Raw genomic sequence first — 15787 nt, 5'->3', positions numbered from 1 at the left:
ACATGACTGTCTCTGCGCGTTTAGGCTGTGTTTCGAGCAGACACAAGCAGAGGCAGGTTCGATCGCCTCACCACGAGCCCTCGGAGTCAACGATGCCGCAGACCACCCACCTCGCACAGGAGATCGCCACGCAGCCCGACGACTGGGAGCGCGCCGCGGGACGCCTCGACGAGGTCGCGCGGCACCTGCCGCGACCCGGCGAGCGCGTCGCGACGATCGGGTGCGGCACGTCGTGGTTCATGGGCCAGGCGTATGCCGCCCGCCGCGAGGAGCTGGGCCAGGGGACCACCGACGCGTATGCCGCCTCGGAGCACCGTCTCGCGCGCGGCTACGACCGCGTCGTGCTGATCAGCCGCTCCGGCACGACGACCGAGGTGACGGAGGTCGTCGAGCAGCTGCGTGAGGCCGGCATCCCGCACGTCTCGTTCGTCGCGACCGACGGCACCCCGGTCGCCGATCGGTCCGCAGCCACGATCCTCATGGACGACGTCGACGAGCGCTCCGTCGTGCAGACGAGGTTCGCCACCACGACACTCGCACTGCTCCGCGCCTCGCTCGGCGACGACCTGGCACCGGTGGCCGAGCAGGCCCGCGCGGTCCTCGCGGAAGACGGCGAGACGGCATACGGCGCCGTCCTGCGCGCCGACCAGCTGACGTTCCTCGGGCGCGGCTGGTCCAACGGCATCGCCAACGAGGCCGGCCTCAAGCTGCGCGAGTCGGCGCAGTTCTGGTCGGAGTCCTACCCCGCGATGGAGTATCGCCACGGCCCCATCAGCATCGCCTCGCCCGGACGCGCGGTCTGGGCCTTCGGCGAGGTGCCCGAGGGGCTGCCCGAGCAGGTGCTGGCGACCGGGGCGCACTTCGAGCACCGCGACCTCGACCCGCTGGCCGACCTGGTGCGCCTGCACCGGCTGTGCCTCGCCAAGGCCGACGCCGCCGGGCTCGACCCCGACGCCCCCCGCAACCTCACGCGGAGCATCGTCCTCACCTGACGCCATCGAGAAAGCAATCCGTCCGCCTTCCGTGGCGGACGGATTGCTTTCTCGATGTGGGGCTGCGGACGGATTGCTCTCTCGATGGTCAGCGGAGGGCGAGGAGCTGCAGGAGGCGGGCCGCCTCGTCGGTGACGGCCTCGCGGGCCGCGCCGAGGTACTTGCGCGTGTCGACCGTCGGACACTGCTCCAGTCGCTGGGTCATCGCCCGGGTGAACACCTGGTTGAGGTGCGTCGCGAGGTTGACCTTCGTCATGCCGGCGCGCACTGCGGCAACCAGACCGTCGTCGGGAACACCCGACGAGCCATGCAGGACCAACGGCACCGGCACCGAATACCGAAGCGCCGCAATGAGATTCGTGTCGAGCTCGGCGGTGCGATCTGTCATCGCGTGGCTTGACCCGACCGCCACGGCGAGCGCGTCGACACCTGTGTCGACGACGAAGCGTGCCGCCTCGTCCGGGTCGGTGCGCACACCTGGCGCATGGACTCCGTCCTTCCCGCCGACCTCACCCAGCTCGGCCTCGACGCTCACGCCGGACGTGCGGCACAGCTCGACGACGCGTCTGGTGACGCAACGGTTCTCGTCGTCGGGCAGGGTCGAGCCGTCGAACATGACGGAGGTGAGGCCCAACCGGACGGCCTCCTCGACGAGCGAGACGTCCTCGACGTGGTCGAGGTGGACGGCGACGGGTTGCGAGCAGGCGTCGGCGACCGCCAGCGTCGCGGCCGCGATCGGGCCCAGGGAGCCGTGGTAGCGCACGCAGTTCTGCGAGATCTGCATGACGACAGGGATGCCCACGCGATCGGCCGCGGCGGCATACGCCTCGGCATGCTCGATCTGGATGACGTTGAACGCCGCGAGCCCGCGTCCGGCGGCCGACGCCTCGGCGAGCAGGGGCGTCAGGGGGGAACGGCTCACGTGCGGATCTCCTCGATCTCGACGGCGGGCAGCAGGCGGTCGACGTCGTCGGGGTCGACTGAGCCGGCGACGGGCTGGAGCACCGCGGCGGCGGACCACGCGACGCCCCGGCGCAGCGCTGCAGCCCAGGCGTCGCGGCCCTGCGGCAGACCTCCAGCGTGACGGTGGTCGGCGAGCTCTGCGGCCAGCGCCGCGGTCAGCGCGTCGCCGGCCCCGGTCGGGTTGCCCGACACCGGACGACGCAGGTACGCGTGCAGCGCGACGTCGTCGTGGACGAGCACGAGGCCGTCGGTGCCGTCGCTGACGAGGGCGCTGCGGGCGCCGGCCGCGACGAAAGCACGAGCGGCGCCACGCACAGAGGGGACCTCGCCACGTCCGAGCCCCGCGAGCGTCACCGCGGCCTCGAGCCGGTTGGGCTTGACGAGGTCAGGCGCCGCCCCGAGGGCACGCGTGAGATGGGTTCCGCTGACGTCGAGGACCACTCGGAGGCCTGCCTCGTGGGCTCGGACGGTGACGCGGCGGACGAAGTCCGGGTCGGTGCCCGGCGGCAGGCTGCCCGACACGGTGAGCACCGTCGCCTCGGGCGCGAGCTGCACGATCTCGTCGGCGACGCGTTCCCAGACGCGCTGCGACTGGGCGGTGCCGGGCTCGTTGAAGAGGGTCGCGCGACCATGCGCCTCGACGACGGCGACGGAGCGACGGGTGGGCAGCGGTGAGGAGACGAGGCGGTGCGGCACCCGCCGGGCGTCGAGGTCGCCGGCGAAGAGCTCGACCTCGAGCTCGCCCACCGGGGCCACGGCGACGGCCTTGCACCCCATCGCGGTGAGGACGGCGGCAACGTTGAGCCCCTTGCCGCCGGCACGCTCGCTGACCGAACCGACGCGGTGCGACTCACCGAGCGCGACGGACGGCACGGCATACGTGATGTCCAGTGCCGGGCTCGGCGTGAGGGTGAGGATCATCGACCGACGAGGTCGAGCGCGATCGTCGCGGCCCCGAGCGAGCCCGCGCGGTCTCCGAGCGCGGCAGCCTCGACGGCCACGTCATCGCGACCGCCCAGGCGGGCCGTCAGCGCCGCCCGCAGGGGCTCGAGCAGGGTGTCACCCGCATGGACGAGCCCCCCACCGACGAGGACGAGCTCGGTGCCCGCGGCTGCGGCGACGGGCGCGACCATGATCGCGAGCGCGTCGATCGCCTCCTGCCAGATGCGTCGAGCGTCCGGCTCGCCGGCGTCGGCGCGACGAGCCACCTCCTCGGCGTCACCGACGAGGCCCGTCGCCTCGGACCATCGCCGGCCGATGGCCCCGGCGCTCGACAACGCTTCGAGGCAGCCACGCTGGCCGCACCCGCAGAGCGGACCGTCTGGGACGACGACGACGTGGCCGATCTCGCCGGTCCAGAGCGAGCCGGTCACGAGCTCGCCGCGGCAGAGGATCGCACTCGCCAAGCCGGTGCCGAGCGGCACGAAGAGCACGTTGTCGGCGTCACGCGCGGCGCCCAGACGGTGCTCGGCCAGCAGGCCCGAACGCACGTCATGGCCGATCGCGACCGGCACGTCGACGTGGTCGGACACGGCGGCACGGAGGTCGAGGTCGCGCCAGCCGAGGTTGGCCGACCAGACACCGATGCCGGCGACCTCGTCGACGAGGCCGGGCACGGCCACGCCCACGGCGAGCAGCTCGACCACCTCCCCCGCCCGGGCGGTCAGCTCGATGACGGACTTGGCTGCCACCTCGCCGAGCTGGGGCCCGACATCGGTGGGCGTCGGAGTCACGGCCTCGGCGAGGATCTCACCGTCGGGGGTCACGAGGGCGGACTTGACCCGGGTGCCCCCGACGTCGATCCCGACCACTGCTTCACGCATCACGACGCGCAGTCTATGCGCAATATTGCTTGATTCAATACCCCAGCGATCACATTCGGACAGTTCAGAGATCGGCGGAACACGGCTCCACCCTGCCACCGTGAGCTCCCGAGCGCGCGCTCTGCGGGCAAAAGCCGTCCACGAGCACACGTCGGGAAGTGAGCACTCGACGGGTGGGGGCGTCGGGAGGTGAGCACCCGACCGGGTGGGGCGTCGGGAAGTCAGCACTCGACCGGGTGGGGCGTCGGGAGGTGAGCACTCGACCGGGTGGGGGCGTCGGGAACTGAGCACTCGACTTTCAGGGGAGGTAGAGCGCGCGGGCCGGGCAGAGTCGGAGGATGGTGTTCGTCGTGCCGATGGCCGAGAAGGTCGCGGCCATCGCGGTGGTGGTCGCGTCCATCACGAGCCGCCCGAGCTCGTCTGGGCCTGTGCGGTGCTGTTGCCCACGGGCGCGACCGCGGAGAAGCCGCTCGTGGCCGAGCTGCTCGACCCGTCCGAGGAGCTCGTGTCGGAGGAGCTGGTGTCGGAGGAACTCGTGTTCGACGTCGTGCTGTCAGAGCTGCTCGAGCTGGTGGTTCCAGTGGTCGAGGTCGCCACGGTCTGGGCGTGGGCGTCGGCCAGGTGGACGCCGATCGCGCCGACCAGCAGTGTCGAGGCGGTGAGGGCACCGGCGGTCCAGAGTCGGGCTCGGTGCTGGGCCCGGGGGAGGGGGCTCATCGGGGACTCCTTCGGTGGGATTGGTTCCACCGTGGCGACCACCCCTGTGCACCTCCTGTGCCGCCGCCCAGCCTGTGAGATGACTTGGCACGGTGCGCCTCGCGGGAACACGGCATACGCAATCGGCTTGCGGCGCAGGACCGGTGGGACGACGCTCGGGGCCATGTCACTCGAGATCCACAGCATCACGTTCGACTGCGCCGACGCACGCGGTCTGGCGACCTTCTGGGCCGGCCTGCTCGGCTGGAACGTCTTCTACGACGACGACCCAGAGGTGGTCGTCGCGCCGGCCTACCCCAACTCGGGCACGGGTCTGCTCTTCATCCCGGTGCCCGAGGGCAAGACGGCCAAAAACCGGGTGCACCTCGACGTCGCGCCCGACGAGGGCACTCGTGACGAGGCCGTCGAGCGGGCCGTGGCGGCGGGTGCGACGGTGACCGGGGACCACCGCAAGGACGACGGCACCGGCTGGGTGACGCTCGCCGACCCGGAGGGCAACGAGTTCTGCATCGAGAGGGGCGCGGCCGAACGCGGTCCGCGGACGTCGACCGCCTACCGCATCGGCTAGGTCACGCTCGAGGCCGGCGGTGCGGCGTCAGGGCCGGCGCCGTGGCGGGCGAGAAAGGCCGAGGAGGCGTCAGCGACCTCGCGCCACCCGCTGTCGACGACGAGCGAGTGGCCGCGGTCGGGGATCTCGATGATCTCGGTGGGGCTCGGGTTCTTCAGCTGCAGCTTGTAGGACGCGTGCGCGATGGCCCAGGGCACGATGTGGTCCTTCTCGCCGCTGATGACCAGGAGCGGCCCGCGGTCGGCTCGGCGGGTGTCGACGCTCGCCTCGGTGCGCGGGTTGACATTGGCGGTCGCCGCCTGGAACAGCGGGCGACCCGGCGCCGCAACGGGATATGCCCGGTAGAGGTCTGCGGCCTCCTCCGCCGAGACGGCGTTGGCGAACGCGTAGCGGAACTGGTCGAACGTCAGCGACACCGACCGGTTGTAGTTGCCCGGGTTGGTGAGGACGGGAGCGCTCGCCCGCAGCGCCGAGATCGGCAGCGGCAGCACGCCCCGGAAAGGCGCCGGGTCGACGGCGACGGCAGCGCGAGTGAGCCCGAGCCCGGCGAGCTTCTGGGTGATCAGGCCACCGAACGAGTGCCCGATGACGACCGGCTCGCGGTCGAGTAGGCGGATGACGTCGGCGACGTGGTCGGTGACCTGGCCGACGGTCTTGCCCGCGAAGACCTCCGGGTGGGCGCGGGCGGCATCGACGGTCTCGGGGTCGTCGGGCCAACCCGGAGCGAGCGTGGCGTAGCCGAGCGACTCGAAGTGGGCGCGCCAGGCGTCCCAGCTGCTCGACAGCAGCCACAGGCCGTGGACGAAGACGACGGGCACCCGGCCGCTCGCGTTGGCCGCCTCGACCTCGGAGCGTTCGCGGTCGGTGAGGAGCGGGCCGGCGGGAGTGGTGCTCATGCAGGTCTCCTTGCGTCGAGGGGTCGCGTCGAGGGGTCGCGTCGAGGGTCGCGTCGTGGGGTCGCAGCGAGCCGGGTCAGTCCGCGCGCGCCAGGGCCACGGTCTTCGGCACGACCATGCGCCACGCGTCGACGACGATCTCGCGCATCCGGGGCTCGTCGAGGGCGTCGAGCCGCACCTCCACCCAGTTGAAGCGCAGGTCCGAGCGGCGCGGCATCTGGAACACCTCGGGCTCGCTCGCGACGAGCACGTCGCGCTCCTCCTTGGGGAACGCGAAGCCCATCTCGGTCTCGTCGGCGGAGAACGCGAGCCAGACGATCTTGCCGACCCGGAACTTCACGCGGTCACGGACGAGCACCTCGTAGGAGCGCGGCAGCTGCTCGGCGACTCGGCGCACGTCGTCGATGGTCACGGGCACCGTTCCAGCCTGCCACGCCGGTCGGGGCGACACGCCGTTCCGATGCCTCTGGATCCGAGCCAGCACCCTTCCCAGCGACGCAGCACGCGGCATACGCTGCCGAATGTCGCGACCCCGACGATCCTCTCGGGCGGGCTGAAACGTCGACTCCACCTGTGCACCGACAAGGAGACGACGTATGCCGTCGAGCAACCCCCAGCCCACCCCACCTGCTCTGTCCACCGTTCCGGAGCGCCTGCTCGCGTTCCTCGACCGCCTCGGCGCCGTGCTCGAGCAGCGCGGCGACGCCGTGGCCCTGCTCGGGCTCGGCTCGGTCGGGCGTGACCTGCACCGCCTCGACGAGCACTCCGATGCGGACTTCTTCGTGGTCGTCGACGACGCAGCCGCCCGTGACCGCTACCTCGCCGACATCGACTGGCTCGAGGCGGCGCAGCCGGTCGCGTGGTCGTTCGAGAACAGCGGCGCGGGCCGCAAGGCGCTGCTCGAGGGCGACCTCTTCGCGGAGTACGCCGTCTTCTCCCTCGCCGAGATGGACACGGCCGGCTACCCGCCCGGCCGCATCCACTGGAGCCGCGAAGATGCACCTGCAGGACTCGAGGTGCCGAAAGTGCCAGTTCCGCAGCCGGATTCGCTCGAGCACCAGGTCGGTGAGGCGATCACGAACCTCTACGTCGGGCTGCACCGCGACCTGCGTGGCGAGCGCCTGACGGCGACCCGCTTCATCCAGGGGTATGCCGTCGACCGCTGGGTCACCGTGCTCGGCCACCTCGGCCTGGGGAGGGGCGACGCGCAGGACGTGTTCGTCGTCGACCGCGGTGTCGAGCGCCGGTTCGGGCCCGACCTGCTGCCCCTCGCCGACCTCGTGCCCGGCTACGAACGAAACGCCCTCGCGGCCCAGACGCTGCTCGACCTGCTCGAGGCGCACGTCGAGCTCGACCCGACGATCGTGGCGGCGGTGCGTGACCTCATCACCCGCTCGCGGGCAGCGGCTCAGGCACGGGCGAGGTCGAGCGCGTAGACGAGCAGCGCGGTGCCCGGGATCGGCGACCAGTCGCGCTCGGGCACCCGCACGAAACCGAACCGCTCGTAGAGGCGATGCGCCGCATGCATCATGGGCTGCGTCGAGAGGACAACGCGTTCACGACCCAGGGAACGGGAACGATCGATGCACTCGCGCACGAGGGCGGCCCCCACGCCGCGGCCGCGCCCGGTCGGCGCGACGGCCAGGGTGCGGAACTCGGCCTCGCTGTCGCCCGCGATGTTGGCGAAGGGGCCGGGGCCACCGACGAACGCCACCCCGCCGAGCACGGCACCGCCGTCGTCCACCGCCACGAGCACCTCGGCGTGCTGGGCCCGGTGCCGCACATCCCGGAGCACGTCGAGGTAGGGGTCCTCCGCTCCGAAGTCGAGCAGGCCGTCGTCGAGGTAGGCGGCGGCGGTCAGGTCACCGAGCCTCTCGAACTCCTCGGGTCGCGCTTCGCGGATCGTCAGGCCCTCCATGGCGCCAGTCTCGCAGCCGTGGGCCCGGCCATGCCGACCCGGTGCGGGTTCGTCCGGCGCGCATCCGGCCTAGAGACGCCCCATCTCGGCGAGCAGGATCATGCCGTTCGCCGTGGTGCGCGCGTCGGCGCGCCAACCGAGCCCGGCCAGGTGGTCGCAGAGCTTCGCGGGGCTCCAGTAGCGCTTGACGACGTGGTACTCCACCCCGTCTTTGAGCACCCGGCGCTCGACCACGGCTGCGTCGTCACCCTCGCGCTGCGGTGGGTAGGAGGCGCTGTCCACGAGCATGACGCGACCGCCGGGAACGAGGGAGCGCTGCACGAGCGACCAGAAGTCGGCGAGTCGTTCGTCCGGCACGTGCGAGTGCCAGTAGCCCATGAAGACGGCGTCGAAGGAGCGCCCGTCCGGGTCCCACCTGAAGAGGTCGGCGACCTCGTAGTCGACGTGGCGCGCCCCGACCTTCTCCCGGTTGAGCGCGATCATCTCGGGCGAGGAGTCAAGGGCGGTCACCCGATCGGCGCCGTCCACCAGCAGCCTCGTCCAGATGCCGGTGCCGCAGGCCAGCTCCAGCACGTGGCCGCCCCGCTCACCGGGGCCGTCGGCCAGCCATCGCGCGACCTGCCGTTCGGCCTCGCCCGTGTCGGAGAGCCACTGTGCCCGCACGTCGCGCTCCTTGGCATAGAGGCCGCGCGCGTGCCAGAAGTCGTCGTACTCGCCTGCACGCGCCCGGTAGTAGTCGACCTGTGCCTGCTCGGGTCCTGAAGGCATCCGCCCACGCTAGCCGTGCGGTCCCCGGCAGCGGTCGTTACGGCCGGCCGTTCGGTGCGGGCACGCCGAGGCGCGCGAGGAGTGCCGTCATGGTCGCGGCCACGTCAGCGGGCGCGGTGAGCTGGTGCAGGTGCTGCCCGTCCAGCGTCGCGACCGGCCAGCCCCACTGCTCGGCCTGCCGGCGCTCGTCGGCGTAGGTGTCACCGAAGGCGAGGTACGCGTTCGGGGTCTCCGTCCAGCCCGCCGGCACGGGGACCGTGTCTCGGAAGTACTCGAGCGGGAGGCGCTGCTGCTCCCGCTCGACCCGCAGCCGGGTGGCCCGGTCGGGGAAGAGGACGTCGACGTCGGCTTCGGGCCACCACCGGGTCCACGGCGGGAGCAGGCCGTCGGAGTCGGCGAGACCCTCGAGGAAGCCGAGGAACGCGGCCGACGCGAGCGTCGTCGTGCCACTGGTCGGACGCGAGATCGCGCCGTCAATGCGCTGTGGCGACCCGGGCTGCGCGATCTCGCGCGCGATCACAGGCGGTGGGAGGGCGGCGTCGACGAACACCGTCGCGACGACGTCCCGCTGCCGCGCCATCTCCGGCACGAAGAGGCCCGCATTGCTGTGCGGGACGAGCACCACCGACGGGTCGGCCGGGACCGCCCCGAGGAAGCCGGCCAGCGCGTCACGAGCCGTGGTCACGGCGCGGGGCTGACGGCATACGGCCGCGGTCCAGCCTGCCTCGCCCCAGCTGCTCGGCGACGGGCGCCCACACCGCCGGCCCGAGAAGGGGGCTGGGCAGCAGCACGAGCAGGGGGTCGTCGGGCCGAGCCACGGGCCGGTCAGTCCTCGGTCATCCGGCGGCGTCCGCCGACCGGCCCCGCAGCGCGCGGGAACGCGAGCGAGCCGGCCGCCACCCACCACTCCATGACGTCGTACGCGAGTCGGCCGGCCACGACGGACGGGTCGGCGTCGCTCAGCCGGGCGGCCTCCGCCGGCCCGCAGGCGAAGACCGACATGCCCCGGTAGGCCGGGTCGCTCTGGCTGTCGAAGGGTCCGTTGGCCACCGTGAGGCCTTCACGCGCGAGGTGCGCGCGATAGGCGAGGTGCCGTTCCTGGAGGGAGTCGAGCTCGGCGTCCGTCAGCTCGGGCGGCTCGGCCGGGCGGCGCAGCACGACGACGGTGTAGACGTCGAACTCGTCGGGGACCTCGGCGCCGGTGGGCATCGGTCAGGCGGCGAGACGCCAGGCGAGCACGCCGAAGAGGACCCCGAGCGAGTTCGTGGCCCAGTGCATGCCGACGCTCGCGAAGATGCTGCCGCTGCGGCGGCGCAGCTCACCGGCGAGCACGCCGCCGAGCGCCGTGAACACGACGGTGCCACCGACGACGGCGACCTTGGCGAACGGGCCCAGGCCGGCGACCGCACTGCCGATGGCCTCGTTTCCGGTGGCCGAGGCCATGGCCGGGAAGACGTGCCAGAGGCCGAAGAGCATCGATGAGGCGACGAGCACCTGCCACATGCGGGCGTGCCGCGAGAGGAAGCCCCACAGCACGGAGCGGAAGGCAACCTCCTCGAGCAGGATCGTGCCGACGGGGATCATGACGAACGCCGTCAGCAGGGCACCGGCCGGCGGCAGGTGGTAGCGGGCGTCCATGAACGCCGTGCGGGTCGACGGCAGCAGGATGCCGACGAGGTAGACGAGCCCGACGACGCCGATGACGCCGAGGCCCCAGCGGATGCCGCGGGCGTGCGTGTGCCGGGCCAGGCCGAGCTGCTGCCAGCTGAGGCCCTGCCAGCGCGCGAAGACGAGCAGCGCGACCGCGCCCACCGGCCCGAGCCACATCGTGTCCCAGCCGAGCACGTGGTTCGCGACGTTGACGCCGGCCAGCGCGAAGACGACGACCACGGTCGCGGCGAGACGGGCGCGCCGGCCGCGGGCGATGAGCGCGAGCCGCCGGCGGCGGGTGGCCTCGTGCACGAGCGCGTCGGCCCGGCGGGGCGTCCCGCTCGGCCGCCTACGGCCCTGACGCGCAGAGACGCCGTCGGCGGCTGGCGCGACGGCGGCGGCGGCGGGGACATTCAGGACAGGCGTGGTCATCACCTCCATGGTCACACGGCAACCTGTGCTCGGGGCATGCTTGCCGTGAGTTGCACGCCACCCGCTCACCGGCTGCACCGACGACCCCGGTTGCCGCGCTGGACCTCAGCAGCCACAGTCCTCTGCCACCCCTGGGACTGGTGGGGCCGGTGCGCCCAGTGGGCCCCGCCCCAGGCCGCCGGCGTTGCGGCCGCCAGGACACACCAAACCCGTCGGTCGCAGCGACGGCCCGCACGCGTACGAGCTCCACGACCACCTTCGTGTGTCGCGAGGGCCGGCGCCGCCCGTCAGCGGCGGCGCTCGACGAGACCGCGCACGTACTCGGCCTGCCCCAGGTGCTTGGCCGCGTCGTCGAGCACCGACACGATGCGCACGCCGACCGTGACAGGTGGGTCCCAGTGCCGGTCGATGACCCTTGCGTATGCCGCCGGGTCGAGCCCCTCGAGGTAGGTGACCGTGCGCTCGTGCACCGCCTCCTGGTAGGCCGCGAAGAGGCCGGAGTCGGTGACGGTGAACCGGCCGACGTCGGCCGAGCTCATGCTCCAGCCGTGCGTGTCGGGCGGGTAGGGCAGGCCGAACCGCTCGACCCAGCCGTCGCCGAGCCACACGGACGACCCGGCACCGGAGAGCTGTGAGACCTGGTCGTCCTGCTGGCGCGCGAGGTGCCAGACGAGCCAGGCGATGTGGTTCGCGTCGGGGTCGGGCCGCCAGAGCAGCTCGTCGGTGGAGAGCCCGTCGACGACCTCCGGCACCCCGTCACGGATGCGGCCGAAGCCGTCGAGCAGCAGGTCGCGGGCCAGGTCTGTCGTCTTGTCGTCCACGCACCCAGCATGCACCCGGCCCGTCGAGGACGCAGGGCGCGGGCGTTCGTCGAGCCGGATCGGGGCCGGATCTGCCTGCAGCACAACGTCGCCGGGACGAAACGGACGTTTCACGTGCGATGTATCTGGGCGCACGCCCGTGCCTCTGAACACTCGCGCCCATCACCGGGGCGACCCGACCAGGAGAGACGATCAATGACGACCATCCTCACCCCCACCGCCCGACAGGCCACGAGCCTCGATGGACTCTGCGACGGTGACATCCACTTCCCCGGCGACCCCGGTTACGACGCGGCCCGCCTGCCGTGGAACCTCGCCGTCGACCAGCGACCGGCCGCGGTCGCACGTCCCCGCACCGTCTCGGACGTACAGGCCGTCGTCCGGTCGGCGGCCGCCGCCGGGCTGCGCATCGCGCCGCAGAGCACCGGCCACAACGCCGGGCCGCTCGTGGCCCACGGCCTCGAGGACGTCGTCGTCGTGCGCACCGAGCAGATGCGCGCCGTGAGCATCGACGCGACGCGGCGGATCGCTCGCGTGGAGGGCGGGGCCATCTGGGTCGACGCGACCGAGCCTGCGGCGGACCACGGCCTGGCCGCTCTGCACGGCAGCTCGCCCGACGTCGGCATCGCCGGCTACAGCCTCGGGGGCGGGATCGGCTGGTACGCCCGAAAGCTCGGCCTCGCCACGAACAGCCTCACGGCGGTCGAGCTCGTCCTCGCCGACGGGGAGCACGTGCGCGCCGACGCCACCGAGAACCGCGAGCTCTTCTGGGCGCTGCGCGGCGGTGGCGGCAACTTCGGCGTCGTCACGGCGCTCGAGTTCCGCCTCTACCCGATCGAGACGGCATACGCCGGCATGCTCGTCTGGGACGTGGAGCACGCCGAGCGCGTGCTGCGTCGCTGGGCCGACTGGGCTCCCGAGGCACCCGACGCGGTGACGACGGCGTTCCGGTTCCTCAACGTGCCGCCGCTGCCCGACGTCCCGGCGCCGCTGCGAGGGCGCTCGCTGGTCGTCATCGACGGTGCCGTGCTCGGCTGTGACGCAGAGGCGCGCTCGACACTCGCCCTGCTGCGTGGGCTCGGGCCCGAGATCGACACCTTCGACCGGGTGCCGGCCCGCTCCCTGACCCGCCTGCACATGGACCCCGAGGGGCCGACGCCCGCGGTGTCGGACGGCACGCTCGTGGGCGAGCTCGCCGACAACGCCATCGACACCCTCCTCGAGCAGGTCGGCCCGGGCTCGACCACCTCGCTGCTCATGACCGAGCTGCGGCAGCTCGGCGGCGCCCTGGGTCGTGCGCCGGAGGGTCACGGTGCCCTCGCGACGATCGATGCGGCATACGCGGTCTTCGCGTGCGCCATCGCCGCGACGCCGGAGATGGCCGCGCAGGGTCAGCTCGACGCCCGGCAGCTGACCGGGTCGCTCGAGCCCTGGTCGACGGGGCGCAGCTACCTCAACTTCGCGGAGAACGAGGTCGATGCTCGGACGGGCTACGGCGACTCGGCCTGGTTGCAGCTCAAGGGGATCCGTTCGGCCTACGACCCTGACGACCGGATCGTCGCGAACCACCGCATCCCGCGGCTCTTCGAGCAGGGTCAGGTCACCCCCTGACCACCGCCCCGGTTTGAGGTAGGCGCGCCACGAAATTTGCGGCGCGCCTACCTCGAACCGCATCAGAGGCTGATCGCGGTCGTGCCGGCTGGCACAGAGACGACCTTCGGCTTGCCGCCACCCCGCGGGTGGAGCGATAGCCGGCTCGGCTTCTCCGCCTTCACGGAGAAGGTCGCCGACGTGCCGTCGTAGACGAAGTCACGCACGACGACGCGGCCACCGACCGCCTGGAAGGTCAGCCGCCCGTCCTCCTTGAGCAAGGTCGTGTTCGTGCCCGCGGTGACGTCGTACCGGTGCCCATGGAGCGGAATGCCCGCGACCTCGTTGGTGCCCGGCAGACCGAGCGTGCCGAACCGGAAGCCGTCCGCGGCGCCCCATGGCTCGTCGGCGATGAGTTCCTGCGTGCCCATGAGCGGCATGAGGTTGCTCCACGAGTACGTGCGCCACGTCGTGTCGGTCGCCGCACTGTTGATGACCTGACCCGCGTCGGGGTCGAAGTACTCCGGGAACCAGCCGAGGTCCTCCCACGTGGTCAGCCAAAGGTTCGTGCTCTTCGTGGCCAGTTCGGCGGCCGGCTTGTCGAACCCGTAGCGCTTGAGGCCGTCGTAGACAGTGGCGTTCATCGGCGGCCAGACGGCGCCCTGCCACTCCTCGCACGCGTCCTCCTCGCCCTGCTTCTGGAAGTACTCGTAGCCGGTGACGCCGGGGTGCTTCTGACCGGAGTTGCAGAACGCCTGGTCGTTGCGCGCCACGCTCGGCACGGCGTACTCACCCCAGTACTCGGCCGGGTTGAGGAGGTGCTGCTCGACGAGGACCTTCGCCCGGTCGGGCGTCGCGAGGCCGCCGAAGAGCGGGTAGAAGACGGTCGGGGTGTTGGTCTGCTCCCACGAGCCGTCGAGGTAGCGGTTGAGGTAGAGGCCGCGGTCGGCGTTCCACAAGTGCTCGTTCATCCGCTTCTTCAGCTGGTCGTGGAGGGCGGCGTATCTGGCGGCGTCGTCCGGCTTGCCGAGCGCCGTCGCCATCTGCGACAGGTTGTCGGCGAAGAGGCCGTAGTAGGAGTTGAGCGCGACGTCGGTGAGGTCGGTGTTGTCGCGGTTGTCGGTACCGTTCGTGACGACCTGCTTGAAGTTCCAGTACTGCGGACTGTCGTCGAGGCCGAGGTGGTTGCCACGACCCCCCTGGCGCGGGCCGGCCCACGGGCTCTCGAGGAGGCCGTCCTTGTCGGTGTCGAACTCCGGCATCCGGGCGATGTAGCTGGTGAAGTACGGGTAGACGAGCTCGAGGATGCTCTTGTCGCCGGTACGCGTGTAGGTGCGCCAGGCGAGGTACGCGTGCATCGGGCCCGCGTTGAGCTGGTCGTAGCGGGGCCCGCCGTTCTGGTCGTAGAAGTCGCGGATGTGGTCGAGGGCGAGCGCCGGGTCGAGGGAGTTGGCAGTGATGCCGTCCCAGCCAGAGTCCCAGCCCTTGAAGATGTCGTCGCCACCGCCGCCGAGGCCCCACATGACGAAGGAGCGGTCGTACTTCTCGTCGTAATTGGCGTTGAGGGCCATCGCGTCGCGCATGAACGACGTCGCCCGGGCGATCGGGCCGCTGCCGTGCACGCTCGTGTCGTCGACGTGGGCGCGGGCGTTCGCGATGAGAGCGAGGGCCTCGTCCTGTGTGCGGGCGGTCTGGGCGACGGGTGTCTCAGCCATCCGCGCGGTGAAGGTCAGGGTCTGACCCTTGTCGAGGTCGTAGCGCAGGGCGGCGGCTCCCTGCCCGGCCGTCGCCGGCTTGCCGACCATGCCGGCGAGCATGTCCTTCAGGGTCGCCCACGACGCGGTGGCGCCGGCCGAGGTGTTGGCGTCCACGCGGAAGTGGCCGGTGCGGCTCGTGTCGCGGATGCCCGCGGAGGTGCCGGTGAGCGACGAATCGCCCTGCACGGCATACGTGCTCGGTTCGGCCCACGGGGCGCTGGCGTCGAGCCAGAGCGACGTGTCGTCGTCGAGCGCGGTGACGGCGCCGACGAGCTCGGAGTCGTTGACGCGCGCGTACTTGACGACGACGTTGCGCTTGCCCGCCTGCATGGCGTCGTACTTCGCCTGGAGGCCGGGCAGCTGCGCCTTGGCCGCGGTGACGTCGGCAGCCGACCAGCTCTCGGGGTGGTCGATCGTTGCCTGGAGCCCACCGAGCCGCTCCTTGGTGATGACGCGGTCGTCGGTCGACAGCTCGATCTCGTAGTAGGAGCCGTCGGTGGCGATGGGCCCGAGCTTCCAGATGCTCGGCACCATGTTCTCGTTGATCACCTTGCCGTCCTTGGTCAGTAGGTCAACCGACACCGAGAAGCGGGTCTCCCCCTTCCCGACGAACAGGGCGCCGTTGAACTCCTGCTCCTTGAAGCCGGGAATCGCAAACGGTCGCGTGAGCGGAGCGAGGTTCGGCGGGTCGTATGCGGCAGCGCCGGCCGCGGTGCTGCCGTTCGGGTTGCCCCCGGATGCGGTGGCCGCGGTCGGGGTGGCGCTCGTGGCTGTTGCCGCAAGGGTGGCTGTCACGAGGGCGGCCAGAGCTCCGGCGGTGACGCGTCGGGCTGTTCGGGCCCGGGGTGGTCGAGACATCGTCGTCCGTCCTTTGGTTGGATGTGAGCGTTAA

Annotated in this window: 18 protein-coding genes; 4 read left to right on the top strand and 14 right to left on the bottom strand. The window is 71.8% G+C overall.

Annotated elements, in window-relative coordinates; all coding sequences use genetic code 11:
• Positions 1 to 92 precede the first annotated feature (92 nt).
• Complete coding sequence (locus AC1DE0_RS07190) at positions 93 to 992, top strand: SIS domain-containing protein (protein WP_478098653.1); 900 nt, start codon at positions 93 to 95, stop codon at positions 990 to 992.
• A gap of 88 nt (positions 993 to 1080) precedes the next feature.
• Here AC1DE0_RS07190 and AC1DE0_RS07185 read toward each other — a convergent pair whose 3' ends face one another.
• The 4 genes from AC1DE0_RS07185 to AC1DE0_RS07170 form a co-directional block, all read right to left on the bottom strand.
• A complete protein-coding gene (locus AC1DE0_RS07185; RefSeq protein WP_478098651.1) occupies positions 1081 to 1914 on the bottom strand; it encodes a class II fructose-bisphosphate aldolase in 834 nt (277 codons plus the stop codon).
• Complete coding sequence (locus AC1DE0_RS07180; RefSeq protein WP_478098649.1) at positions 1911 to 2876, bottom strand: 1-phosphofructokinase family hexose kinase; 966 nt, start codon at positions 2874 to 2876, stop codon at positions 1911 to 1913. Before AC1DE0_RS07180 ends, AC1DE0_RS07185 begins: the two co-directional genes overlap by 4 nt.
• Complete coding sequence (locus tag AC1DE0_RS07175; protein WP_478099561.1) at positions 2873 to 3778, bottom strand: ROK family protein; 906 nt, start codon at positions 3776 to 3778, stop codon at positions 2873 to 2875. The genes AC1DE0_RS07180 and AC1DE0_RS07175 overlap by 4 nt, the downstream gene beginning before the upstream one ends.
• Before the next feature lie 399 nt (positions 3779 to 4177).
• Complete coding sequence (locus tag AC1DE0_RS07170; RefSeq protein WP_478098647.1) at positions 4178 to 4495, bottom strand: hypothetical protein; 318 nt, start codon at positions 4493 to 4495, stop codon at positions 4178 to 4180.
• Positions 4496 to 4658: 163 nt separating this feature from the next.
• Between AC1DE0_RS07170 and AC1DE0_RS07165 the strand changes: the two genes are divergently transcribed.
• Entirely contained in the window at positions 4659 to 5063 is a 405-nt protein-coding gene (locus tag AC1DE0_RS07165) for a VOC family protein (protein WP_478098645.1), read from the top strand.
• Here the strand turns inward: AC1DE0_RS07165 and AC1DE0_RS07160 are convergent.
• On the bottom strand, positions 5060 to 5959 hold the full coding sequence (locus AC1DE0_RS07160; protein ID WP_478098643.1) for an alpha/beta hydrolase: 900 nt from the start codon (positions 5957 to 5959) through the stop codon (positions 5060 to 5062). The genes AC1DE0_RS07165 and AC1DE0_RS07160 overlap by 4 nt on opposite strands.
• A gap of 76 nt (positions 5960 to 6035) precedes the next feature.
• Positions 6036 to 6377, bottom strand: a complete 342-nt coding sequence (locus tag AC1DE0_RS07155; protein ID WP_478098641.1) for an MmcQ/YjbR family DNA-binding protein — start codon at positions 6375 to 6377, stop codon at positions 6036 to 6038.
• A 178-nt stretch (positions 6378 to 6555) separates the two neighbouring features.
• On the opposite strand from AC1DE0_RS07155, the gene AC1DE0_RS07150 reads away from it, so the two are divergent.
• Complete coding sequence (locus AC1DE0_RS07150) at positions 6556 to 7395, top strand: hypothetical protein (RefSeq protein WP_478098639.1); 840 nt, start codon at positions 6556 to 6558, stop codon at positions 7393 to 7395.
• Here the strand turns inward: AC1DE0_RS07150 and AC1DE0_RS07145 are convergent.
• From AC1DE0_RS07145 to AC1DE0_RS07115, 7 genes are all read right to left on the bottom strand, one after another.
• The gene (locus tag AC1DE0_RS07145; RefSeq protein ID WP_478098637.1) at positions 7368 to 7877 is read right to left on the bottom strand and encodes a GNAT family N-acetyltransferase; all 510 of its coding nucleotides are present in this window, start codon (positions 7875 to 7877) and stop codon (positions 7368 to 7370) included. The two genes, AC1DE0_RS07150 and AC1DE0_RS07145, sit on opposite strands and share 28 nt — an antisense overlap.
• 69 nt (positions 7878 to 7946) lie before the next feature.
• A complete protein-coding gene (locus AC1DE0_RS07140; RefSeq protein WP_478098635.1) occupies positions 7947 to 8645 on the bottom strand; it encodes a class I SAM-dependent methyltransferase in 699 nt (232 codons plus the stop codon).
• 37 nt (positions 8646 to 8682) lie between these two features.
• On the bottom strand, positions 8683 to 9330 hold the full coding sequence (locus tag AC1DE0_RS07135) for a hypothetical protein (protein WP_478098633.1): 648 nt from the start codon (positions 9328 to 9330) through the stop codon (positions 8683 to 8685).
• On the bottom strand, positions 9314 to 9463 hold the full coding sequence (locus tag AC1DE0_RS07130; RefSeq protein ID WP_478098631.1) for a hypothetical protein: 150 nt from the start codon (positions 9461 to 9463) through the stop codon (positions 9314 to 9316). The genes AC1DE0_RS07135 and AC1DE0_RS07130 overlap by 17 nt, the downstream gene beginning before the upstream one ends.
• 7 nt (positions 9464 to 9470) lie before the next feature.
• On the bottom strand, positions 9471 to 9854 hold the full coding sequence (locus tag AC1DE0_RS07125; protein WP_478098629.1) for a YciI family protein: 384 nt from the start codon (positions 9852 to 9854) through the stop codon (positions 9471 to 9473).
• Between the two features lie 3 nt (positions 9855 to 9857).
• A complete protein-coding gene (locus tag AC1DE0_RS07120; protein ID WP_478098627.1) occupies positions 9858 to 10727 on the bottom strand; it encodes a lysostaphin resistance A-like protein in 870 nt (289 codons plus the stop codon).
• Positions 10728 to 11014: 287 nt separating this feature from the next.
• A complete protein-coding gene (locus AC1DE0_RS07115) occupies positions 11015 to 11548 on the bottom strand; it encodes a mycothiol transferase (protein WP_478098625.1) in 534 nt (177 codons plus the stop codon).
• 195 nt (positions 11549 to 11743) lie between these two features.
• On the opposite strand from AC1DE0_RS07115, the gene AC1DE0_RS07110 reads away from it, so the two are divergent.
• Positions 11744 to 13159 (top strand): FAD-binding oxidoreductase, encoded by a 1416-nt coding sequence (locus tag AC1DE0_RS07110; protein WP_478098623.1) that lies wholly within the window; start codon positions 11744 to 11746, stop codon positions 13157 to 13159.
• 62 nt (positions 13160 to 13221) lie between these two features.
• Here AC1DE0_RS07110 and AC1DE0_RS07105 read toward each other — a convergent pair whose 3' ends face one another.
• The gene (locus AC1DE0_RS07105) at positions 13222 to 15753 is read right to left on the bottom strand and encodes an MGH1-like glycoside hydrolase domain-containing protein (protein WP_478098621.1); all 2532 of its coding nucleotides are present in this window, start codon (positions 15751 to 15753) and stop codon (positions 13222 to 13224) included.
• Between the last annotated feature and the right edge of the window lie 34 nt (positions 15754 to 15787).

The sequence above is a fragment of the Terrabacter sp. 05T424 genome, from assembly GCF_056396225.1.
Note: the sequence above shows the minus strand (reverse complement) of the source record. Positions and strands in the feature narration are given on the sequence as shown.

What these genes read in the sequence shown, in the direction of transcription:
- AC1DE0_RS07125 (WP_478098629.1), bottom strand. Translation starts at nt 9,854, where the DNA reads ATGCCCACCGGCGCCGAGGTCCCCGACGAGTTCGACGTCTACACCGTC.
- AC1DE0_RS07170 (WP_478098647.1), bottom strand. Translation starts at nt 4,495, where the DNA reads ATGAGCCCCCTCCCCCGGGCCCAGCACCGAGCCCGACTCTGGACCGCC.
- AC1DE0_RS07145 (WP_478098637.1), bottom strand. Translation starts at nt 7,877, where the DNA reads ATGGAGGGCCTGACGATCCGCGAAGCGCGACCCGAGGAGTTCGAGAGG.
- AC1DE0_RS07140 (WP_478098635.1), bottom strand. Translation starts at nt 8,645, where the DNA reads ATGCCTTCAGGACCCGAGCAGGCACAGGTCGACTACTACCGGGCGCGT.
- AC1DE0_RS07180 (WP_478098649.1), bottom strand. Translation starts at nt 2,876, where the DNA reads ATGATCCTCACCCTCACGCCGAGCCCGGCACTGGACATCACGTATGCC.
- AC1DE0_RS07120 (WP_478098627.1), bottom strand. Translation starts at nt 10,727, where the DNA reads ATGACCACGCCTGTCCTGAATGTCCCCGCCGCCGCCGCCGTCGCGCCA.
- AC1DE0_RS07190 (WP_478098653.1), top strand. Translation starts at nt 93, where the DNA reads ATGCCGCAGACCACCCACCTCGCACAGGAGATCGCCACGCAGCCCGAC.
- AC1DE0_RS07110 (WP_478098623.1), top strand. Translation starts at nt 11,744, where the DNA reads ATGACGACCATCCTCACCCCCACCGCCCGACAGGCCACGAGCCTCGAT.
- AC1DE0_RS07175 (WP_478099561.1), bottom strand. Translation starts at nt 3,778, where the DNA reads ATGCGTGAAGCAGTGGTCGGGATCGACGTCGGGGGCACCCGGGTCAAG.
- AC1DE0_RS07105 (WP_478098621.1), bottom strand. Translation starts at nt 15,753, where the DNA reads ATGTCTCGACCACCCCGGGCCCGAACAGCCCGACGCGTCACCGCCGGA.
- AC1DE0_RS07160 (WP_478098643.1), bottom strand. Translation starts at nt 5,959, where the DNA reads ATGAGCACCACTCCCGCCGGCCCGCTCCTCACCGACCGCGAACGCTCC.
- AC1DE0_RS07150 (WP_478098639.1), top strand. Translation starts at nt 6,556, where the DNA reads ATGCCGTCGAGCAACCCCCAGCCCACCCCACCTGCTCTGTCCACCGTT.
- AC1DE0_RS07165 (WP_478098645.1), top strand. Translation starts at nt 4,659, where the DNA reads ATGTCACTCGAGATCCACAGCATCACGTTCGACTGCGCCGACGCACGC.